The 21,221-nt window shown below is 44.2% G+C and carries 18 protein-coding genes and 1 other RNA gene; 9 read left to right on the forward strand and 10 right to left on the reverse strand.

Annotated elements, in window-relative coordinates:
- The first annotated feature begins 27 nt into the window (after positions 1 to 27).
- Positions 28 to 459 carry a type IV pilin protein gene (locus AB4482_RS06830; protein WP_102482342.1) on the forward strand — a complete coding sequence of 144 codons (432 nt, stop codon included), beginning with the start codon at positions 28 to 30 and terminating at the stop codon, positions 457 to 459.
- Positions 460 to 595: 136 nt separating this feature from the next.
- On the opposite strand, the gene dnaJ is transcribed toward AB4482_RS06830, so the two are convergent.
- From dnaJ to grpE, 5 genes are all read right to left on the reverse strand, one after another.
- A complete protein-coding gene (gene dnaJ, locus AB4482_RS06835; protein WP_136975828.1) occupies positions 596 to 1,744 on the reverse strand; it encodes a molecular chaperone DnaJ in 1,149 nt (382 codons plus the stop codon).
- A 284-nt stretch (positions 1,745 to 2,028) separates the two neighbouring features.
- Positions 2,029 to 3,942 carry a molecular chaperone DnaK gene (gene dnaK / locus AB4482_RS06840; protein ID WP_017067645.1) on the reverse strand — a complete coding sequence of 638 codons (1,914 nt, stop codon included), beginning with the start codon at positions 3,940 to 3,942 and terminating at the stop codon, positions 2,029 to 2,031.
- Positions 3,943 to 4,328: 386 nt separating this feature from the next.
- Entirely contained in the window at positions 4,329 to 5,366 is a 1,038-nt protein-coding gene (locus AB4482_RS06845) for a polysaccharide lyase family 7 protein (RefSeq protein ID WP_017059866.1), read from the reverse strand.
- Positions 5,367 to 5,624: 258 nt separating this feature from the next.
- A complete protein-coding gene (locus AB4482_RS06850; RefSeq protein WP_372098242.1) occupies positions 5,625 to 6,899 on the reverse strand; it encodes a dicarboxylate/amino acid:cation symporter in 1,275 nt (424 codons plus the stop codon).
- Between the two features lie 388 nt (positions 6,900 to 7,287).
- Entirely contained in the window at positions 7,288 to 7,869 is a 582-nt protein-coding gene (gene grpE / locus AB4482_RS06855; protein ID WP_102393637.1) for a nucleotide exchange factor GrpE, read from the reverse strand.
- Between the two features lie 143 nt (positions 7,870 to 8,012).
- Here grpE and nadK point away from each other — a divergent pair, with 143 nt between their 5' ends.
- The 3 genes from nadK (at position 8,013) to bamE (ending at position 11,381) form a co-directional block, all read left to right on the forward strand.
- Positions 8,013 to 8,897, forward strand: coding sequence for an NAD(+) kinase (nadK, locus tag AB4482_RS06860; RefSeq protein ID WP_017066747.1), 885 nt, complete (start codon positions 8,013 to 8,015; stop codon positions 8,895 to 8,897).
- A gap of 292 nt (positions 8,898 to 9,189) precedes the next feature.
- Positions 9,190 to 10,854 (forward strand): DNA repair protein RecN, encoded by a 1,665-nt coding sequence (recN, locus tag AB4482_RS06865; RefSeq protein WP_017059862.1) that lies wholly within the window; start codon positions 9,190 to 9,192, stop codon positions 10,852 to 10,854.
- Positions 10,855 to 11,021: 167 nt separating this feature from the next.
- Complete coding sequence (gene bamE / locus AB4482_RS06870; RefSeq protein ID WP_010438918.1) at positions 11,022 to 11,381, forward strand: outer membrane protein assembly factor BamE; 360 nt, start codon at positions 11,022 to 11,024, stop codon at positions 11,379 to 11,381.
- Between the two features lie 200 nt (positions 11,382 to 11,581).
- On the opposite strand, the gene AB4482_RS06875 is transcribed toward bamE, so the two are convergent.
- Both AB4482_RS06875 and AB4482_RS06880 read right to left on the reverse strand, forming a co-directional pair.
- Positions 11,582 to 11,893, reverse strand: coding sequence for an RnfH family protein (locus AB4482_RS06875; protein WP_010438916.1), 312 nt, complete (start codon positions 11,891 to 11,893; stop codon positions 11,582 to 11,584).
- Between the two features lie 3 nt (positions 11,894 to 11,896).
- A complete protein-coding gene (locus AB4482_RS06880; RefSeq protein WP_010438915.1) occupies positions 11,897 to 12,325 on the reverse strand; it encodes an SRPBCC family protein in 429 nt (142 codons plus the stop codon).
- 119 nt (positions 12,326 to 12,444) lie between these two features.
- Between AB4482_RS06880 and smpB the strand changes: the two genes are divergently transcribed.
- The 5 genes from smpB to AB4482_RS06905 all read left to right on the forward strand — a co-directional run bounded on the left by smpB (position 12,445) and on the right by AB4482_RS06905 (position 16,787).
- The gene (gene smpB, locus AB4482_RS06885; RefSeq protein ID WP_004735156.1) at positions 12,445 to 12,930 is read left to right on the forward strand and encodes an SsrA-binding protein SmpB; all 486 of its coding nucleotides are present in this window, start codon (positions 12,445 to 12,447) and stop codon (positions 12,928 to 12,930) included.
- A 66-nt stretch (positions 12,931 to 12,996) separates the two neighbouring features.
- Positions 12,997 to 13,363: a transfer-messenger RNA gene (ssrA, locus tag AB4482_RS06890) on the forward strand.
- 175 nt (positions 13,364 to 13,538) lie between these two features.
- Positions 13,539 to 13,877, forward strand: coding sequence for an Arm DNA-binding domain-containing protein (locus AB4482_RS06895; protein WP_137001232.1), 339 nt, complete (start codon positions 13,539 to 13,541; stop codon positions 13,875 to 13,877).
- A gap of 295 nt (positions 13,878 to 14,172) precedes the next feature.
- Complete coding sequence (yfcC, locus tag AB4482_RS06900) at positions 14,173 to 15,651, forward strand: putative basic amino acid antiporter YfcC (protein WP_017059744.1); 1,479 nt, start codon at positions 14,173 to 14,175, stop codon at positions 15,649 to 15,651.
- A gap of 128 nt (positions 15,652 to 15,779) precedes the next feature.
- The gene (locus AB4482_RS06905; RefSeq protein ID WP_017059743.1) at positions 15,780 to 16,787 is read left to right on the forward strand and encodes a succinylglutamate desuccinylase/aspartoacylase family protein; all 1,008 of its coding nucleotides are present in this window, start codon (positions 15,780 to 15,782) and stop codon (positions 16,785 to 16,787) included.
- A 113-nt stretch (positions 16,788 to 16,900) separates the two neighbouring features.
- On the opposite strand, the gene AB4482_RS06910 is transcribed toward AB4482_RS06905, so the two are convergent.
- From AB4482_RS06910 to AB4482_RS06920, 3 genes are all read right to left on the reverse strand, one after another.
- Entirely contained in the window at positions 16,901 to 17,914 is a 1,014-nt protein-coding gene (locus AB4482_RS06910; protein ID WP_372180733.1) for a multidrug DMT transporter permease, read from the reverse strand.
- Positions 17,904 to 18,968 carry an HlyD family secretion protein gene (locus AB4482_RS06915; RefSeq protein WP_017059741.1) on the reverse strand — a complete coding sequence of 355 codons (1,065 nt, stop codon included), beginning with the start codon at positions 18,966 to 18,968 and terminating at the stop codon, positions 17,904 to 17,906. Before AB4482_RS06915 ends, AB4482_RS06910 begins: the two co-directional genes overlap by 11 nt.
- Positions 18,969 to 19,212: 244 nt before the next feature.
- Positions 19,213 to 21,093, reverse strand: a complete 1,881-nt coding sequence (locus AB4482_RS06920) for an ATP-dependent zinc protease (protein ID WP_372180734.1) — start codon at positions 21,091 to 21,093, stop codon at positions 19,213 to 19,215.
- Positions 21,094 to 21,221: the final 128 nt, after the last annotated feature.

The raw sequence follows: 21,221 nt of genomic DNA on the forward strand, positions 1-21,221 counted from the left end.
CAGAGATATTAAAGGAAACTACTCGCGATGATTCGAAGAAATATATGCAACAACAACAACTTAAGCATTAGAGGGATGACATTGATCGAATTATTGATCGCTGTCGCCATCGTGGGGATACTCGGCGCCATTGCCTATCCAAGTTATACAAACCATGTAATCAAAGCGCATCGAGTCACAGCGATAGCTGATATGACAAAGATACAATTGGAAATAGAGACGCTGTACACGGGGAACTATGCATCCGCAGCGGAGAATATTATTTCCGGAGGGACATGTTTGTTTTGCGATACCGACACCAGCCGATACACGTTAGCGATTTCGGCGAGTAGTACAACCTATGCCATTCAAGCAGAACCACTTTCACAGCAAGTGAATGATGAATGTTTAAATTCAATTACCGATATATTGGAATTGCACCACTCGGGTGTTTCAGAGCCAGAAGCGTGTTGGAAGTAACAAGAGCAACCACCAAAGGGCTCGATAATCTACCTGAGAAATCTAGACTCTTTCTTCTCTGAGCTTCTTTCTTTGATCTACAGATACAAAAAAGCCTGCACACTGGCAGGCTTTAAAAGTTTCAAATCACTATCAATTACTTAGTTAGGTCATCGAAGAAGTTTTTCACGCCGCTGAAGAAACCTTCAGACTTTGGCTTGTGCTTGCTTGCCGCTTCACCACAACATGTTTCTTCGAATTCACGCAGTAGTTCTTTTTGACGAGAGCTTAGCTTAACCGGTGTTTCAACCACTAGTTTAACGATTAGGTCACCCACACCGCCGCCACGAACGCCTTTCACACCTTTGCCACGCATACGGAACATACGGCCCGTTTGTGTTTCTTCTGGCACTTTAAGGTTTACACGACCATCTAGTGTTGGAACTTCAACTTCACCGCCTAAAGCAGCCATAGAGAAGCTTACTGGCACTTCACAGTAAAGGTTGTTGCCGTCACGCTCAAAGATATTGTGCTCTTTTACGTGTACTTGTACGTACAAGTCGCCAGCTGGAGCGCCGTGCTCCCCTGCTTCGCCTTCGCCAGATAGACGAATACGATCGCCAGTATCAACACCAGCAGGGATCTTAACGTTAAGTGTTTTCGTCTTCTGTTTGCGACCTTGACCATGACATGAGTTACATGGGTCTTTGATGATCTTGCCTTTACCGTTACAAGTAGGACAAGTCTGTTGAACCGCAAAGAAACCTTGGCGCATTTGTACTTGGCCGTGGCCATGACAAGTGCCACACGTTTGTGCAGAAGAACCCGCTTTCGCGCCGCTGCCGTCACAAGTATCACACTCTACAAGTGTTGGTACTTCGATTTCTTTAGAAACACCACGAACCGCTTCTTCTAGAGAAAGTTCCATGTTGTAACGTAGATCTGAACCACGTTGTGCACGCTGTTGACCGCCACCACGACGACCGCCGCCGAAGATGTCGCCAAATACGTCACCGAAGATATCGCCGAAGTCACCTTGGCCACCGCCGCCGAAACCACCGCCGCCGCCCATGCCACCTTGTTCAAAGGCTGCATGACCGTATTGGTCGTAAGCTGCTTTCTTTTGAGAATCGGTTAGGATCTCGTACGCTACTTTTACTTCTTTAAACTTATCTGCTGCGGTCTCATCACCCTGGTTACGGTCCGGGTGGAATTTCATCGCTAAGCGTTTGTACGCTTTTTTAATATCGCGCTCTGATGCATCGCGGCTTACGCCTAATACTTCGTAAAAATCACGTTTTGACATGTTCTAGGTCACCAAAATAATTGCTACTACCGAATGATCACTTCAGTAGTCTGTGTATCAATCTAGATAAAAGTTCTGCCGGCTGAAATGCCGAATAAAGCTATTATCTAGATCGACAAGTCTAAATACAAATTTACGGGCGTGAGAGTTACCTCTGACGCCCGCAATAATAAGTCTTTGAGACAAATTTCTAAGCAGATAGCTTGAGTCCTAAGTGGAAGCGCGGAGCCTACGTTAGTAGGTGGACACTTCCGATAACGAAATCAGGCTACTCTGCGACGAAATTATTTTTTGTCTTCTTTAACTTCTTCAAACTCAGCGTCTACAACATCGTCGTCTTGCTTAGGTTGTTCACCAGCGTCAGCACCAGCTTGTTCAGCTTGAGCTTTCTGTTGAGCAATTTCCATTAGCTTTTGAGCTGCTTGCATAAGTTCTTGAACTTTAGCGTCGATAGCTTCTTTATCGTTACCAGACTTAACTTCTTCTAGTGCAGTGATAGCCGCTTCGATTTTAGCTTTCTCGTCTGCAGGTAAAGCTTCACCAGCTTCTTCTACTTGCTTCTTAGTGCCGTGAATCATTTGGTCAGCTTGGTTACGTGCAGTTACTAGCTCTTCGAACTTTTTGTCCGCTTCTTTGTTAGCTTCTGCTTCTTGTACCATTGCTTCGATCTCTTCCTCAGACAGGCCGCCTGATGCTTGGATAGTGATCTTCTGCTCTTTACCTGTTGCTTTATCTTTAGCAGATACGTTCAGGATACCATCAGCATCTAGGTCGAATGTTACTTCGATTTGTGGCATGCCACGTGGTGCTGGTTGGATACCTTCTAGGTTGAACTGACCAAGAGACTTGTTGTAAGTCGCTTGCTTACGCTCACCTTGAAGAACGTGGATAGTTACTGCGTTTTGGTTGTCTTCAGCTGTAGAGAACACTTGATCCGCTTTAGTAGGGATAGTTGTGTTTTTCTCGATAAGCTTAGTCATCACGCCGCCCATCGTTTCGATACCGAAAGATAGAGGAGTAACGTCTAGTAGTAGAACGTCTTTAACGTCACCCGCTAGTACACCACCTTGAACAGCAGCACCCATTGCAACAGCTTCGTCAGGGTTCACGTCTTTACGTGGCTCTTTACCGAAGAATTCAGTTACTTTAGCTTGAACCATAGGCATACGAGTTTGACCACCAACTAGGATAACGTCAGTGATTTCGCCTACAGATAGGTCAGCATCCGCTAGAGCAACTTTTAGTGGCTCAAGAGAACGTTGAACTAGGTCTTCAACTAGAGACTCAAGCTTCGCACGAGTCACTTTGATGTTCATGTGCTTAGGACCAGTCGCATCAGCAGTAACGTAAGGTAGGTTTACGTCAGTTTGAGTAGTAGAAGAAAGCTCGATTTTCGCTTTTTCTGCTGCTTCTTTAACACGCTGCATTGCTAGTGGATCAGCTTTAAGGTCGATACCTTGCTCTTTCTTGAACTCATCTACTAGGTAGTTGATCATGCGGTTATCGAAATCTTCACCACCAAGGTGAGTGTCACCGTTAGTTGAAAGAACTTCGAAAGTCTTCTCGCCTTCTACTTCATCGATTTCGATGATAGAGATATCGAATGTACCACCACCAAGGTCGTATACAGCGATAGTGCGATCACCACCTTGCTTGTCTAGGCCGTAAGCTAGAGCAGCAGCAGTTGGTTCGTTGATGATACGTTTAACATCTAGACCAGCGATACGGCCAGCATCTTTCGTTGCTTGACGTTGAGCATCGTTGAAGTAAGCAGGAACAGTTACTACTGCGCCAGTTACTTCTTCGCCTAGGAAGTCTTCAGCTGTTTTCTTCATTTTCTTAAGAACTTCAGCAGATACTTGAGGAGCAGCCATTTTTTGGCCTTGCGCTTCAACCCATGCATCACCGTTGTCAGCCTTAACAATGTTGAAAGGCATGATTTCGATATCGCGTTGAACTTCTTCATCTTCAAAACGACGACCGATTAGACGCTTGATAGCGAACAGTGTGTTTTGAGGGTTAGTAACAGCTTGACGTTTTGCAGGTTGACCAACTAGCGTTTCGCCTTCTGTGTATGCGATTACTGATGCTGTTGTGCGTTCGCCTTCAGCATTTTCAATTACGCGTGGTTTGTCGCCGTCAAGAACAGCAACACAAGAGTTAGTAGTACCTAAATCAATACCAATGATTTTACCCATCAGGCCATCTCCGAAATATTTTCTATTAAGTTTTTGCTATACCCACATATGTGGGGGTGGTAATCAGGGAATCAACCCTAATACACAAAATTAAAGTGCAAATGTAATTTGCTTTCGTATGCACCATAGATAAGGGCTGTAAACTGGTTTTCAAGGGAATAAGTAAAAAAAATCTATTTTTTCCCGTATCTTTTTACATAAAGGTAAAAAGTGACCGATCCCTTGCCAATTAAGGCTCCAATGTTGAGAAACTCTCGCATTTGTCGCCACATTGAAACCTCAACCCTATTCCAGATGCCATAAAAAAAGACCTTCATGTGGAAGGTCTTTTTCAAATAGATATTAATCAGTTAAATATTGTTCAAATGGTGACTGATTCAGCCATATTATTGGTTGAGCACTAACTGGTAGAAGCTCGCTTGAGTGTAATCACCCGCTTCCATACCACGCCATTCACAGGCTGAGCTCGACTTCTTAGTGTTGCATTGATTGTATGCGCCCGCCTTGAAGTACATCCAGTCCTGTCCATAACCAAGGTCGATATCATGCCCCTGATACTTACCCTTAGCCAAATCAACATCATACGTCTTCACAATAGGATCGGCTGAGTTTGGATTCTTAGTAAAGGTTAAGTGCATGATGTTATCTTTGATATTCACATCGTATGAGAACACTTCACCTAGCTTGATGCCATCAGCAGGGTCCGAGCTGCCTTTTTTCAGATTGTATTGACCAAATACATCATGGCGAATGTCTTTACGAAGTTTCTTTCCGTTTTCATCCTTCGCGTTTTTCATCTCTGTCGGCGGGTTTAACTCATAGTTCCACGTTAACGAACCATGCTCATGTTCTGGCAACTTGCGGTAAACAATTTTCAGAGGTTCATTATCCGACCCATGGATTTGACCAATAACCACAGAGAATGCACCGGTTTTCTTATAGTTACCGCTGGTGCTCACCTGATCAACAGAAAGTGTTGCCGTCATCTGGCCACCGATAGAGCCAAACTCTTCCGCGTTCTTATGGCTTGAAATCGCGAAGTTGTTGCTCGGCGCAGAGTAGCTATCCGCTAGCATCGCTCTTAGCTCACTACGCGTGTTTTTACTGTTTGGCGTCGTTGGAGCTGTATTCGGAGCCACAAACACCATCGCACCAGACTCGGCATCCGTGTAGAACCATTTAGGGTGAACGTAAGGCGTGTCTACATTCGACAGTTCCTTTTTACCAATCTCCAGCGTTTTACCTTTTCTAGACCCTTCAGTCGTCAGCTCCGGTAAGTTAATTTTCCATTTAGATAAATCGAAGTTTTGTGCTGGTGCTTTTGCAGGGTCAAGATTGAACTGTTGACCAATATCGTGATTAGAAGCAAGAGCGGGAGCGGCTAAAAGGCTGGCAGTCAGTAGGCTAAGGTAAGACAGCTTCATTATTGGGTTTCCTTTATGTCGTCATAATGTAGGTTGTCAGAACAATATAATAATATTGTATTATTATATGTGATCTATATTAAAGATTGAAAACTGATGACCCATTCAGCGCGAGTAAAAAGAAAAAATGAGACTTCGCACCAACATAGCCCCCTCTTTTAACTCAGCAGCAGACAGCCCAAAGTACCCAACAGCAGAAATAAAAAAGCCCCGCTCTGGTTGAGCGGGGCTTCGCAGTTATTGAGTCTTAATTAAGAATTAAGCTTCTGCTTTTTGCAGCTCAGCTTCTTCGTTAGCTTCAACGCCAATTTCGTTTTCAGATTTAGCAACAATAGTGTTCACCGCTGTGTCACCCACTACGTTTGAAGAAGTACAGAACATGTCACAGATACGGTCAACAGCAGCAACAATCGCTAGACCTTCTGGTGGTAGACCTAGTTGGTGCAATAGAACACCTACCATTACTACACCGCCACCTGGAACACCACCAGCACCGATAGAAAGAAGCAGGATAGTTAGACCTAGAGTGAAGATATCAGCAGTGTTGATTGGCTGACCAAATGCGTTTGCTACGAACATAGTTGCCAGTGCGATGTAGATAGATACACCAGACATGTTCATTGTTGCACCTAGTGGTACACCGAAACCTGCTACTGACTTAGATACGTTTAGTTTGTCAGTAAGAGTACGCATAGTTACTGGGATTGTTGCATTCGAACTTGCTGTAGATAGTGAGAATAGAACTTGCTCACGCGTTGCACGTAGGAACTGCTTTGGAGAAATACCAGTGAATGAACCAACCATCATTGGGTAGAAGAAGAAGATCCAGAACACAAGCATCGCTACAACAAGCGCTACATAGCCAGCAACTGACATTAACGTGTTTGCATCAAGTGTTGCACCTAGTTGAATCATCAGAGCAAATACACCGTATGGCGCAAGGCTCATTACTAGGCCGATAAGCTTCATCATGATCTCGTTAGCCATCTTGAATGTCTTGATAGCTGGGCCACCACGAGAATCAAGAGCTTGGATAGCAAGACCAGTCAGAATAGCCATGAAGATGATTTGCAGCATGTCTCCACTTGCAAATGCTTCTACAGGGTTGCTAGGAACGATATTAACAACAAGAGAGAAGATATCTGGTGTTTCAGTTGTTGTAAGCGCAATTGTCTCAGAAACCGTACCCGCAAGGTTCGCACCTGCACCTGGTTGGAAAATAAGACCAATCGTTAGCGCTGCTGAAATCGCGATGATGGTGTTAATAATGTAAAGACCAAAGGTTTTACCACCAAGACGACCAAATGAACGAATATCTTTTAGCTCAACAATACCGCAAACAATAGATACGTATACAAGAGGAACTACAAGCAATTTGATAAGTGATACAAACATACCACCAGCACCTTCGGCAGCGCCAAGTAGATACGTATCAAAAATAGCAATACCGCTGAATAGGTACTGAATAGCAGTACCAATAAGTAGACCGGCGAACAAGCCTACAAAAATTTTACTTGAGAGCGATTTATCCATCGTTCTTCTCCAGTTTGTTGTGTTTAAAATTTGCACTTTTATAGTTATATATGCGACAAAAATCGCTATATGGCAGTGGATTTTACATATAAAGATAACAATTAAAAGTGTTTATTTACAAAAACATCACAAATGTGACATCAAAACATTTACTCATTCACAACAAGTTTCATAACACAAAACTCTAAATCGCTGATCTGAATGAAATAAAAAGAACGACATTCTTAATGCGGTTTTGATGCTTATTTACGTGGACTCTCAAGTTATAGGCACAAAAAAAGAGAGGCCTATGCCTCTCTTTTTATTTTACGTAAACCAGTGATTTATTTTGTCGCTGCTACTAATTCAGTCAATGCGCCAGTCAACCACTTGGTAACGTAATACGTCATTACTTAGCAACCATAACCATCGCTGGGCGAACCACACGACCGTTTAGTTCGTAGCCTTTTTGCATCACAAACATAACCGTGTTTGATTCGTGATCTGGGCTTTCTTGAATAGACATCGCTTGGTGGAATTCAGGGTTGAACGCTTCACCTTCAGGGTTGATCTCTTTAAGACCAAACTTAGCAACTGTGTCTACGAACGTTTTGTGCGTTAGCTCAACACCTTCATACAGTGGCTTAACCACTTCGTTTTCAGCGTCTGCCGCTTGCATTGCACGCTCTAGGTTGTCGATTACAGGAAGCAGACCTTCAGCAAACTTGTTCAAAGCGAATTTACGCGCTTTATCAATTTCTTGTTCGCTACGGCGACGCATGTTTTCAACTTCAGCTTTCGCGCGAAGAACAGAATCTTGCTGCTCTTTCACTTTAGATTCGCTAGAAAGCAGTGCAGCTTCCAGTTGAGCGATTTTTGCTTCCTGCTCATCAGCAGCGTCTTCATTCAGTTCAGCTTCTTCAACTTTCTCAGCTTCAGCAATGATCTGATCTAGTTCTTCTTCGGTTACTTTGTTTTCTTCGTTGCTCATGATATCTCCAGAATTCGTTTTCAATGCAAGTGACAGGCGTGTTTGCGCCCCAAATTGATATAAAACACTCGCATAGACGTTCAACTTGCCTTTATTATGGGGATGAAGAATTTTGATTCAAGCCTAATTCGTTTGGAAACGTTATGAAAAAGCCATTTGAAGTCATCGCCATTATCGGTAAACCTCGAGATCAGCAAGCAATTCAGACTCATAGAGAGCTCTATCAGTGGTTAAGTGCTGAGGGTTATCAAGTGTTTGTTGATGACAGACTCGCCACTATTTTAGACGACATCCCAAAAGAACATTTCTCTAGCCTGATTGAATTAGGTAAACGCGCCGATCTCGCCATTGTGGTCGGTGGTGACGGAAATATGCTCGGTGCCGCTAGAATCTTGTCACGTTTCGACATTTCAGTGATTGGTGTTAACCGAGGCAACCTTGGTTTCCTAACCGATCTCAACCCTGAAAACTTCCAGAGCGCGTTGACTGATGTTCTCAAAGGCGAGTTCATGGAAGAAGAGCGCTTCTTACTTGAAACGGAAATTCATCGTCACGGCCAGATAAAAAGCCACAATGCGGCACTTAATGAGGCAGTACTGCACCCCGGACAAGTGGCGCACATGATCGAGTTCGAAGTGTATATCGATGATAGCTTCGCCTTCTCACAGCGCTCTGATGGCTTAATCGTCTCAACACCGACAGGTTCTACCGCCTACTCGCTTTCCGGCGGCGGCCCTATCCTGTCATCAAGCCTAAATGCTATCTCACTCGTGCCAATGTTCCCGCATACCCTTTCAAGCCGCCCATTAGTGGTGGATGGCAAGCGTCGTATTAAGCTTATCGTATCGCCTGATAACCGTGGAACTCAGGAGGTGAGCTGCGATGGTCAAATCTCACTGCCTGTTTCTCCTGGCGATGAGATCCACATTTACCAAAGCCCGAATGTACTTAAGTTGATCCATCCTAAAGACTACAACTACTACCATGTTCTACGTAACAAACTAGGTTGGTCGAGTAAGCTGTTCTAAAAGAATAAACGCTCCAGTGGTAACCGAAAATTTGAAAGGCTGACGACATTCGTCAGCCTTTTTATTGCCAGTAAAAGCCCGTCGGCTCTAGCTTCTCTGCAGTTCCTTATACCTCCACTCCCAAGAGGGAGGAACGACTGAGTTGGGAATCTATAGCGGTTTCAGTGATCTACGAACAACCTCAATTCTGATAACGGTCGCAAAAAATTTTCACCTGTCGACTTTACTGTATAAAGAAACAGTATATACTGAACTTATATACAGTATTGTTCAGTTATACAGGTAAATAAAAATGCTGGCTCATTTAAGTGTTAATAATTTCGCTATTGTTAAGTCTTTACAGCTAGAACTATCTAAAGGCATGACAACAATCACCGGGGAAACTGGTGCGGGTAAATCTATCGCTATCGACGCTTTAGGCTTATGTCTTGGAGGACGATCAGATGCAGGAATGGTTCGACAAGGTGAAGAAAAAACCGAAGTCAGTGCCGCTTTTTTACTTGAGAACAATCTGCATGCTACCCGCTGGTTAGAAGACAACGAATTGCTTGATGGCAGTGAGTGCATCCTGCGCAGAACCATCTCAAAAGAAGGTCGTTCTCGTGCATTCATCAACGGTAGCCCTGTCCCTCTTTCGCAATTGAAATCGCTAGGACAACTGCTGATCAACATCCATGGTCAACACGCGCATCACCAGTTGATGAAAAGCGATTACCAAATGGCCATGCTTGATCAATACGCAGGCCACTTGAACCTATTGAAATCGACACGTAATGCTTATCAAGCCTGGCGACAAGCGGATAACCACTTAAAAGAGTTACGTGAAAATAGCCAGCAAAACCAAGCTCAAAAACAACTTCTTGAATACCAAATCAAAGAGTTAAATGAGCTGTCTATTGGGGAGGAAGAATATGAAGACCTCGAACAAGAGCATAAGCGCCTCTCCAATAGCGGAGAACTGGCCACAACCTGTCAGCAAGCTATCGAGCTTATTTATGAAGGCGAAGAAGTTAATGCGCTTGGTATTCTGCAATCGGCCAATAACTCCTTAATTCAGCTAGCTGAGCTAGATGAAAGATTGGCCGAGTTACCGAACTTGCTTTCTGAAGCCATTATTCAGATCGAAGAGACCAACAACGAGTTAAGAACCTACCTAGACAGCATTGATGTTGATCCCGGTCGTATGGCTTACGTTGAGGAGCGTTTCTCTAAAGTGATGTCGATGTCTCGTAAACACCACGTGTTACCTGAAGAGCTGTATAAGCACCATCAAGACTTACTACAACAAGTTGAAGCGCTTGATTGCTCTGATGAAAAATTAGAAGAACTGGCAAACGAGGTGGAAAACCAATACCAATCGTTCGTTGCTAAATCAGAGAAGCTTCATAAATCTCGAACTCGTTACGCAAAAGAGCTCAACAAGCTGATCACGCAAAGCATGCACGAACTGAGCATGGAAAAAGCGCAGTTTGCCATTGAAGTGAACAACACCAACACACACCCTTCTCCATTGGGTATGGATAACGTGACCTTCATTGTTTCGACCAACCCAGGCCAACCGATGCAGCCGATTGCGAAAGTGGCCTCTGGTGGTGAGTTATCACGAATCTCACTGGCGATTCAGGTGATCACAGCGCAAAAAGTGGATACACCAAGCCTGATTTTCGATGAAGTCGATGTGGGTATCAGTGGACCAACCGCTGCGGTTGTCGGAAAAATGCTACGTAAGCTGGGCGAATCGACACAAGTTATGTGCGTGACTCACTTACCTCAAGTTGCCGGTTGCGGTCACCAACAACTTTTTGTAGCGAAGAACACGAAATCAGGTAAAACCGAGACTCAAATGCACACGCTTGATGAGCAACAACGCGTTTCAGAGCTTGCTCGACTGCTTGGTGGCAGCCAGATTACCGAATCGACGCTTGCCAATGCAAAAGAGTTATTAATCGCAGCATAGGTTACATATTCAGCAACTTTCTGATAATTTACCGAAAATTCTTGGCAATTTTGCAACTTAATTCAAAATTGCCAGTCATAACAAGCTCAAAGCGCAAGGAGCTTTTTACTTCTTGCTGGAGCTTGTTTATTATCAGGCAGTATTTTAGCGAAGAAAGATCTCAAACTATGCGAATTAAAAAGTGGTTAGTTGCAGTTCCACTTGCACTAACAATGTTGACCGGTTGCTCTCTATTAGAGAAGTTGGTTTATCGAATTGACATCAATCAGGGTAACTATGTTGAACAGGAAGCTGTCGATCAGCTCAAGTTTGGCATGACAAAAACACAAGTTCGTTACGTTATGGGCTCACCTATGCTTATCGAAAATGGCTACCCAGATACGTGGTACTACATTTACCACCACACAAAAGGCCATGAAGACTCGATTCAAAAAAATCTTGTTGTTAACTTTGATGCAACGGGCACCTTAGTGACGATCAATGGTGATTTTGAAGCCAGTGATGAATTCTTCGAAAGCCTTCGCTAGCTTTCCAGTCAACAAAGCTCTCGGCCGATAAAGCTATCAGTCGACAAAACTATCCGTCGACAAAGCAAGAATCGCAAAAGCCTGCTCACATGAGCAGGCTTTTTAATATCTGCTAACAAATTAGCTGCGTTGTCTAACCAACAGGCACAAAAAAGCTCGCCAATATAGCGAGCTCTCTTCTTAGTCAAACTTGTTTAGCATTACGATTTAGCTGCGGCCGCTTTTGCTTGTTCAGCACGCTTACGGCGAATTTCTTTTGGATCGGCTAACAGTGCTCGATAAATTTCGATACGATCTTTATCTCGAACGGTTGCATCTAACTTAACGTTGCGGCTGTATACGCCAACTTTATTTTTCGCCAAGTCGATTTCTGGATACAACTCTAAAACACCAGACTGCGCAATAATCTCTTCAACGGTCGCGTTTTTGTTCACCACCAAGGTAAACACACGCTGTTCGTGCGGAAGCGCAAACACAACTTCTACGTGGATCATATCTGATTCAATAGTCATGGCTTAGTAAACCTGTTTCGCTCGTTGAGTAAAAGCACTGACCATATTGCTTGTCAGTTCATTGAAAATCTTGCCAAATGCCATTTCAATCATTCGACTAGAAAATTCAAACTCTAGTTTAAGTTCAACCTTACATGCTTGGTCGTCTAGAGGAGTGAAATACCAGCCCCCCTCCAGCTTCTTAAACGGGCCATCTACCAGCTCCATTAAAATTTCAGCACCATCCGCCATTCGATTCGACGTAGTGAATGTTTTACTGATACCAGCTTTAGAGACATCAACCGAAGCCACCATCGCGGAATCTGAAGATTCGATCACACGAGAACCAGAACATCCTGGCAAAAACTCAGGATAACGAGCAACATCATTGACCAAGCTGAACATCTGGTCGGCACTAAAAGACACTAATGCTGAACGAGTAACCTTTGGCATATAGACTCCTGTTAAAGACAGCGTTACATTAACACAAACTGCAATTTTAATTGTATTGGGCCAGAGCGCAAATAAAAAGGATTCCCCATCTAGGGCGCATTCCGTATAATGAGGCCATTATGGCAAAGAATAAATCAAAATCAAAAGCCGGTAGTAATACCATTGCGCTTAATAAGAAAGCTCGCCACGAATATTTCATCGATGATGAGATAGAAGCGGGGCTTGAGCTACAAGGCTGGGAAGTAAAATCCCTACGTGAAGGCAAAACCAATATCGCAGAAAGCTACGTATACATCCGAGATGGCGAAGCATTCATCAGTGGTATGACGATTACTCCGCTAACTCAAGCGAGTACTCATATCGTGGCGAACCCAACACGTATCCGTAAACTATTAATGTCGAGAAAAGAACTCGACAACCTTATCGGTCGTATTAACCGTGAAGGCATGACGCTTGTCGCAACCGCACTTTACTGGTCTCGCTCTTGGGCGAAGATTAAAGTTGGCGTAGCGAAAGGTAAAAAGCTGCACGATAAACGTACTGATATGAAAGAAAAAGATTGGGCGAGAGATAAAGCACGAATTATGAAGAGTAATTTGCGTTAATTTTAAGCACTTAAACGCACAGTGCTAGACAGGGTAAGCTTTTCTGGTACTATGCAAATAACACTTGGGGCTGATTTAGGATTCGACAGGAATTTTGAAGTCTGAGGTGCATGCCGTGGGGCGGTTGGCCACGTTAAAAGCCGCAAAAAAATAGTCGCAAACGACGAAAACTACGCACTAGCAGCTTAATAACCTGCTCAGAGCTCTCTTACCCTAGCTTCCGCTCGTAAGACGGGGACCAATAAGAGATCAAACCCAAACTAGCTAGCGTGGCTTCTCCCACCTGAGAGGAAAAGCGCGAATTATAATTCAGGTTAGCCTTTAACTAGCGTGTCGGTTCGCAGGTTGCTGGTGAAATTAAAGATCGACTAAGCATGTAGTACCAATGATGAATGATTTTTGGACGCGGGTTCAACTCCCGCCAGCTCCACCAAACGTTTGGAAAAGGCCACCTTCGGGTGGCCTTTTTTGTATTTAATTACATGTACTTACTTATAAAACACCACCTATTCTGCCTCATGATGCTTCATACTATCCCACGTTTTTAGTACCCAACTATTTACCTTATACTCAAATCACCACTTAAATTGGGTACTAAGGGAAACTAAATGCCAAGACGAGTTCCGCCTCTAACTGACGCTAAAGTTAAAAACACTCGAGCAACAGACAAAGAGCAAGTTCTTTCTGATGGGAATGGGTTACAGATCAGAGTATTGCCAAATGGAACTAAATCATGGCGGTACGTTTATACCAATCCAGCTTCAAGAAAGCGCGCTAGTATTTCCTTAGGAACCTATCCAACTACGACGCTCGCAACCGAAAGGATTCTAGTACAGGAACTCAGAGAGCTTGTAGCACAACGTATAGATCCCAAAGCTCACAAACTCCAAGAAAGAAAAAAGGAAGAAGCGAAAACTTTTGAGACAACCTTAGATACAGTCTCATAAGGTATAGTTTTTTATATCCAGAGTCGCTCTATGAAACTTACCGCACTGCTTAAAAAGCACCTGAGCTAGGACTTTTTACCTCTAAATAAAACCAGGCAATAACAAGTTAAAAATAAAAACCATCATGCCACGCAAAAACAAGAACATAACACCACCAAACAAGCCAAAAACCAACTTAAAATTGACATTATATGCTTAATTAGTGATATTTTATGCCAATCTTAATTATAGCTAAAAACTGACAATGAGCACGACAACCACAACATCGAATACCATCCAAAATAAGACATGGAAAATGCCAGATACTCTGGTGCTAATTTTCTTTATCGCGTTGCTTGCGACAGCAATGACATATGTCATACCTGCAGGCATGTTTGAAACACAAGACATCAGCTATGTTTCTGATGGTGCAGAGAAAACTCGTACCGTTCTAGATCCAGCTTCATTTGCCTATCACACCGACCCCCAAGGCAACCCGATTTACAATACTGTCGGACTATTCGCCAGCGGTGGTGATATCGGCTTAATGAACTTCGTATTTGAAGGTTTAGTGTCTGGATCTAAGTGGGGTTCAGCAATCGGCGTTATCATGTTTATGCTTGTGATTGGCGGTGCTTTCGGCATTGTGATGCGCACAGGTACTATTGATAACGGTATCTTGCGTCTCATAGACAAAACCAAGGGCAGTCAATCGCTTTTCATTCCAGTATTATTTGCACTGTTCTCGCTCGGTGGGGCTGTATTTGGTATGGGTGAAGAAGCCGTCGCCTTTGCCATTATTATCGCGCCGCTAATGGTACGTATTGGCTATGATGGTATTACTACGGTAATGGTGACGTACGTAGCGACTCAGATTGGTTTTGCTGCTTCTTGGATGAACCCATTTTCTGTTGCTGTTGCCCAAGGCATTGCTGGTGTACCTGTCTTATCTGGGGCATCGGTGCGTATCGCTCTATGGGTTTTCTTCACCGCGCTCGGCATCGCTTTTACGATGTGGTATGCGAATTCGGTAAAGAAAGACCCTTCGAAATCTTACAGTAAAGCTGGTGATGTTTACTTCAAGAAGCAACAAGGAGACTTGACTCAATCACGTTGGAATATCGGCGATACGTTGGTGATTCTCACCGTGATAGCGAGCATGACCTGGGTTATTTGGGGTGTAGTGGTTCACGCATGGTACATTCCTGAAATTGCCTCTCAGTTTTTCACTATGGGATTTGTTGCTGGCTTAATCGGTGTTATTTTCCGATTAAATGATATGACCATCAACGACATGGCCGATTCATTTAAGGAAGGCGCAAGTGTGATGCTAGCGCCCGCTATTCTTGTGGGTAGTGCTAAAGGTATCTTGCTGATTTTAGGCGGCGGCAGCGATGCAACCGAGCCAAGCGTACTGAATTCAATCTTAAGCAGTGCGGGCGGTGTGATTAGTGCATTGCCAGAAGCGATGGCTGCTTGGCTGATGTTCGCCTTCCAAGCTATTTTCAACTTCTTTGTAACGTCAGGATCAGGGCAGGCAGCTCTAACGATGCCATTAATGGCGCCACTCGCCGATTTAGCAGGTGTGACTCGTCAAGTCGCGGTTTTAGCATTCCAACTAGGTGATGGCTTTACCAATATCATCGTCCCAACATCAGCTTCTTTGATGGCAACACTAGGTGTATGCCGCATTGACTGGGGTGATTGGGCAAAATTCTGCTGGCGCTTTATCGTGCTGCTATTCTGCTTGTCGAGCGTTATTATTGTTGCGGCTCACCTGCTGGGTTTTGCATAACAGCGCCTTTCAATATTTACGTGTATCTCAATGGGCAGTTTACTGCCCATTTTTAATCACAGCTTTCAATAACAATCATCCAACACAGACTCAGAATAGATTGTGAACCAGAGACAAAGGAAACTAGTGTGAGAAAAACTACTTATACCAATGATGTTCTAAATGGACACCCTGTAATATCTCAACTCAATGTTGATGACTTACCGATGGGATGCCATCGTTTCTGGTTTGAGGCACAAACTAACGGTGTTGGTCAAAATCATCATTTACCTGTGGTCGTCTATCGCGGTGAGCAAAGTCAAAATGCTCGCAAAATAATGGTAACGGCAGGCGTTCATGGTGATGAATTAAATGGAGTTATTACCGCACAGAAGGTCATTCAAAAGCTCGTAAACGAGGAGATACACGGCACAGTCATCATTATTCCGATGATTAATGTGTCAGGTATGTTGATGCACAGCCGAGATTTTATTTCATCGGATCCGGATGCATCCCCAGCAAACCTTAACCGTATATTCCCTGGAAACCCGAACGGTGATGCCTCACAACGTTTTACACATTCAATTTGGCAGAACCTACTCAGCCATAATGCGGATCTTGCTATCGATCTGCATACCCAAACTCGCGGAGCAGAGTATCCTTTGTATGTCTTTGCCGATTATCGAATCCCCGCAGCAATCAAAATGGCTCGATTGATCAATCCTGACTGTATTTTTGATGATCCAGGTGATGATGGCGTTTTAGAAACGCAGCTCAATAAAAGTGGTACGCCCGCTATCACCGTCGAGGTTGGTTCTGGAAAGGTTTTACAACCCGACCTCATTGAGCGTTCAGTGAATGGCGTGATGAATATCCTGCACTCGGAAAATATCATCTCTACAAAGATAGATCAGCCTCACTATGCCTGCTTTGAAGGCAAAGAAACGGTGACCATTAGAGCCAATGTCGGTGGTTTCGCTCTCCCTCAAGTTAAGGTCAGTGAATCAGTACAATCAAAACAATTGATTTCAATTCAATATGATAGTTTTGGTTCTGAGAAACAACGTTATTACGCCCCTGCTGATGGCTATGTACTCAGTGTCAATCAAGATCCGATGCGTGAACCGGGCGCTTTGTTAGTCAGACTATTGAAGTAACACGTCACTTCATCAAATGGCTCTTTACTGATGGCATTTGAGTCGTTAACCCATATTGTGAAAAGGGGATAACTCGGCAGAGCTATCCCCTTATTATTACTTATAAATATTAATCACTTACTGTGATCGGTATGACTATGATTAGTATTACTGCTGAGAAAGCCCAGTACCACTGCGCCAACCATGACTGCACAAACAATGGCAAATAGACGTGTCATTTGTGCCGAGAGGGACGCAGATCCTGGGTGGCTGATGATCTGATAAGCCAAGGTCGTAAAATTAGTAAACAAGAGCTGATAAATCGTCAGATTCGCCTGCCGCCTGATAGCAAAACACGCAAGTTGCAAACCACACACCAAACTCACGCCATAAATAACCAAGATTGGAGCGCCTGACACCATCATGATCATCACAGGTAACGTAAACAGAATGCCAACGCCAGTGGTGACAAGCTTGTTTCGGCTGAATGTACGGTGGTCGTGATTCGATGGGCTTTTCAACATACTGCCAAGCGTAATCGCAATCAACATCGTTTGTGACACCGAATTTCCTACCAAAATCGCCAGCACAACCACAACCGCGGTCGCTTTAAATGCAACCATGATATAGTCACCAGTAGTGGGCGCATCGGAAACGGCCGCAGTCGGAAGGACATTCACTTCATCCCCCGGGAACAACCAGAACCCCAAGTAAGTGACGATCAAAGCTATCACCAGCTTTTCAAAGAACAATAGGGGCAATCCCGCCATTGGGAGATGCATCTGCTTGTTGACCACCACCATCACGATGACCACGATAATGGTCAGTGTCGCGATGATATCTTTTGTATTCTGATGGCTACGCTGATAACTCCAGAACAGCAATAGCCAGCAATAGAGGACAAAACCGGTTGGCGAGTCGACCAATACACTACCAAAAAACACCACACCAAAGCTGATTAAGATTAATGCAACAATCACCTTTAATATTAAATTAATCGGTGATTTGGATGGCATCAATGTCATGAACATCACAACAAATATGGGCGACAAAACAGCGAGCATCTGCCCACTTTGTTGATGGTAGAACAATAGCGAAAGCGGCAGTAACACCAATCGAATAATGGAGTTAGCTGAGCTATGAAACATAAGTCCACACGCTTAGAATTCTCATCCAAAGCTGAGCAAGCCACTCACCTGGGGTACTTTGCTCTGTCATGACAGCCACTGTGGCTTGTGAACCAAAACGAATGTTGCTTGGAACCTCACCATGATCAAACACAATATTGACTGGGTAGCGCTGCGCGGCAATAGAATTGGTGTCTGAATTTAAAAAGCCAGTCTCTTGGTCAGTGCTATTGCTGCCACCCGTTCCCCAACCAATGCTATCAACCGTGCCGTATAGCACTCGCCCCGGTAACGCATCCAATACGATCTCAACTCTTTGCCCGACTTGTATATGCTCTAGCGAGTTTTCTCTGTATAACGCAGATATCCACACCTCTCGCGGATCAACAAAGGTCAAAACAGGTGAGCCTGCGGTTGCTCGCTGGCCTACCGTCAGTTGTAGGTTACTCACCACGCCATGAGAAGGAGCCATCACTTGGGTTTTCTGTAAGTTGAGCTGAGCCTGCTCAAGGGCTGCAATCGCCGCCAACACTTGTGGATTATCACTCCCTTCTGGCCCTAACGCTTGTTTTGCCTGAACCAAAGAGGCTTCTGCGGCTTTCAATGACGCTTCAGCACGATCACGATTCTCTATGGCGTTGTCTAATTCAGAGCGGCTAACCAGCCCTTTACTGGCGAGTTCACTCACTCGACTCGCTTGCTCTCGAGAATTATCCCGAGCCGCAACCGCCTCGGTCACTTTCGCTTGTGCAACGTTAACCGCCGCTGTGCTTGCGCCAATATTTTGGCCTACTTGAGCAAGATTCGCTTCAGCGGAACGCAAACTGATCTGATAGTTTCGAGCATCAATTTCAAACAACACTTGGTTCGTTTCAACGACCTGATTATTTTCAGTTTGCACAGACGTGATATTGCCAGAAACTTCAGGAGCAATACGCACAATATAAGAGTGAACACGGGCGATCCCCGTCATTGGTGTGACGCGGTCGGCCCACAAACTGTAAAGCCACACTACTAAAATAACCGAAATAATAATTAAACTAAGCTTACGCGAAGATTTTTCTGCTTTTGACATGCTCTCTCTCTCGATCCGACAGCACGATTTACTCGCCTGCCGAATACGATGTTTTAAAAATTAAAGTGAATTCCACTTCATTGTAGTCTAGTCGATCTGTCTCTTGAGTAAAAACAAACGATTACTTGAAATATTGTCACGGCAACAATCATCAATTAACAATCAACAAAAAGCCACACATCCCATTACTGAAATGTGTGGCTGTTTAGAGCTGTTCTGATACGAACTTAGATAAGTTTAGGGGTTACTCCATATCACCTAACAAGTAATCTTCATCGCTGCTCACTACTGCGCCGTGCTTCAAGAAGTTCTTACCTAGGATCATGCTGTATTCGAAGCGAGAACGGTCTTGAAGGTTTACCCTCACCTCTTTCTCTAGGTCTCCGAGCTTAACCTTCATTTCTACCACAGGGCGAATGTTCACCTTCTCGCCTTTCTTGGCTTTGATACGCATTACATCAATCACTGGCTTGGTGAAATCTTGCTTATCGCCTTGGTTGTTTTGATAGGTAAAGCTCACCATGTCTTGGCCATCTTTCTTAAATCGTTTGATGTTGACTGCGTTCATTGAGCTTACATCCGCACCAGTGTCGAGCTTGGCCGGGAACTTCATGCCGTTCACTTCTACTACTTCAATATGCCCAACTTTAAACAGTGGTTCGGCTTTCAGAAGGTAATCAGAACGCGTATTAACGTAAACGCCCTCTTTTGCCATCTTCTTGCCTAAAATAAAGTACGCTTCTTTCTCATTTGTATTGAGCACGTCGATGGCGAACTCTTGCGTACGCACTTTTCCAGACACCGCAAACTCACCACTTACAACAGGGCGAGTATCATCCCCGACTTTAAGCTTCTTAATAATTGGCTTGGTCACCTTCTGCTTCTCACCATTTACATCCGTAAGATAAAATTCAACGGAAGCATCTTTGCCTTTACCTGTCATTTCAAAACTGTCGACCTTCAGCAAAGGTGTATTGACAGTGAAAGAAGCCACAGCCTTAAGCGGGAAGTCATCTAGGGTGATGTCCTCTTCCGGCGAGATAATCATAGGCTCACCAGACTCAGCTACATCACTAAAGTTCTCTGAACCTTCTGATAAAATATTCTCAGCACTGGTGTCGATCATGAAGAGTTCGCTGGCGGTGCTGGTTCCAAATCTCAATTGCGACTCACTACTCGAGCGCTCACGTAGGTACACCAGAACGTCTTTAGTTGTGTTTTCATCGAGTTGAACAGGCACATACACCAAAGGTCTCTTCTTACCGCTCACGCTTAACATACGAACCAACGGCAATGTCATCTCTTTTTGCTTGCCGTCGTTGTCGAACATATCAAACGTCACTTGTTTGTTCTTTTTGTCTATGTCGATGTCTTTTGCATGCAAAATGCTGTAGCGATTCTTTAAAGAGAAGGTCGCATTCATCGCCATTCCCGAGATAGACACCACCTCTTTACGGCCAACCACCGTTGCGTTCTCTTGCTCTTGTAAATAGTCGTAACCTGCAAACACCAGCGCGTTATCCGCAAGGAAGGTTTTGCCGATCAATACTGGCGCAGAGAAGTGACTTCTGTCGGTCAGGTTAACATCGGTTTTTAATTCTTGCTCCGCAATGGTGAGCGACATTTTTACGGTAGGACGAAGTAAAGGCGTGCTGCTAGTGCGGCTGCGTATCATGCTGACACGCTCTAAAGGCGCTTCGATTAATACCATGTCTCCGGTGCGTGGGTTTTGAACCTTGAAGGACACCACAGCTTCATATTTCGCAAAGGTACTGCCATCCCAATCATCGTAATCAACATCGGAATTGTTCAACAGGTCTTCGGTTAACGCCGCCATCAACTCTTGGTCTTTGAGATTTTGGTAATCGGGATTAGAGCTCTTCACATGAATGTCTTCAGCATGCATAGAAGTGGTTTCCGCACCGGTATCAATTTTACCAATGAAAGGAACGTCTTTTAGCCCTTGAACGCTAGATAGGTACACGTTCTCAGTGCGACCTAATACCGACTTACCATCGAGTTCGTAAGTGGGATTTTGAGTGGTAGGTGAAGTGTCAGTAGCCAAAGTGTATTGTGAAAAAAGTAGAGTGCTTAAAAGAGTTAGAGCCAAAGGTATCTTTTTCATTAGTTGGTCCGTTGTGATCAGTTCACTAATAATACTGGCGTTTGCGCGAAGAATTCCCCCACCAGCAATGGTTCTCACATAACGTTAACGCTATGAGTTTTTAAATGACAAACCGATGACTTTGCGCT

Source organism: Vibrio sp. 10N.222.55.C7 (assembly GCF_041473335.1).
Lineage (GTDB): Bacteria > Pseudomonadota > Gammaproteobacteria > Enterobacterales > Vibrionaceae > Vibrio > Vibrio crassostreae_C.

What these genes read in the sequence shown, in the direction of transcription:
- AB4482_RS06830 (WP_102482342.1), top strand. Translation starts at nt 28, where the DNA reads ATGATTCGAAGAAATATATGCAACAACAACAACTTAAGCATTAGAGGG.
- dnaJ (WP_136975828.1), bottom strand. Translation starts at nt 1,744, where the DNA reads ATGTCAAAACGTGATTTTTACGAAGTATTAGGCGTAAGCCGCGATGCA.
- dnaK (WP_017067645.1), bottom strand. Translation starts at nt 3,942, where the DNA reads ATGGGTAAAATCATTGGTATTGATTTAGGTACTACTAACTCTTGTGTT.
- AB4482_RS06845 (WP_017059866.1), bottom strand. Translation starts at nt 5,366, where the DNA reads ATGAAGCTGTCTTACCTTAGCCTACTGACTGCCAGCCTTTTAGCCGCT.
- AB4482_RS06850 (WP_372098242.1), bottom strand. Translation starts at nt 6,899, where the DNA reads ATGGATAAATCGCTCTCAAGTAAAATTTTTGTAGGCTTGTTCGCCGGT.
- grpE (WP_102393637.1), bottom strand. Translation starts at nt 7,869, where the DNA reads ATGAGCAACGAAGAAAACAAAGTAACCGAAGAAGAACTAGATCAGATC.
- nadK (WP_017066747.1), top strand. Translation starts at nt 8,013, where the DNA reads ATGAAAAAGCCATTTGAAGTCATCGCCATTATCGGTAAACCTCGAGAT.
- recN (WP_017059862.1), top strand. Translation starts at nt 9,190, where the DNA reads ATGCTGGCTCATTTAAGTGTTAATAATTTCGCTATTGTTAAGTCTTTA.
- bamE (WP_010438918.1), top strand. Translation starts at nt 11,022, where the DNA reads ATGCGAATTAAAAAGTGGTTAGTTGCAGTTCCACTTGCACTAACAATG.
- AB4482_RS06875 (WP_010438916.1), bottom strand. Translation starts at nt 11,893, where the DNA reads ATGACTATTGAATCAGATATGATCCACGTAGAAGTTGTGTTTGCGCTT.
- AB4482_RS06880 (WP_010438915.1), bottom strand. Translation starts at nt 12,325, where the DNA reads ATGCCAAAGGTTACTCGTTCAGCATTAGTGTCTTTTAGTGCCGACCAG.
- smpB (WP_004735156.1), top strand. Translation starts at nt 12,445, where the DNA reads ATGGCAAAGAATAAATCAAAATCAAAAGCCGGTAGTAATACCATTGCG.
- AB4482_RS06895 (WP_137001232.1), top strand. Translation starts at nt 13,539, where the DNA reads ATGCCAAGACGAGTTCCGCCTCTAACTGACGCTAAAGTTAAAAACACT.
- yfcC (WP_017059744.1), top strand. Translation starts at nt 14,173, where the DNA reads ATGCCAGATACTCTGGTGCTAATTTTCTTTATCGCGTTGCTTGCGACA.
- AB4482_RS06910 (WP_372180733.1), bottom strand. Translation starts at nt 17,914, where the DNA reads ATGTTTCATAGCTCAGCTAACTCCATTATTCGATTGGTGTTACTGCCG.
- AB4482_RS06915 (WP_017059741.1), bottom strand. Translation starts at nt 18,968, where the DNA reads ATGTCAAAAGCAGAAAAATCTTCGCGTAAGCTTAGTTTAATTATTATT.
- AB4482_RS06920 (WP_372180734.1), bottom strand. Translation starts at nt 21,093, where the DNA reads ATGAAAAAGATACCTTTGGCTCTAACTCTTTTAAGCACTCTACTTTTT.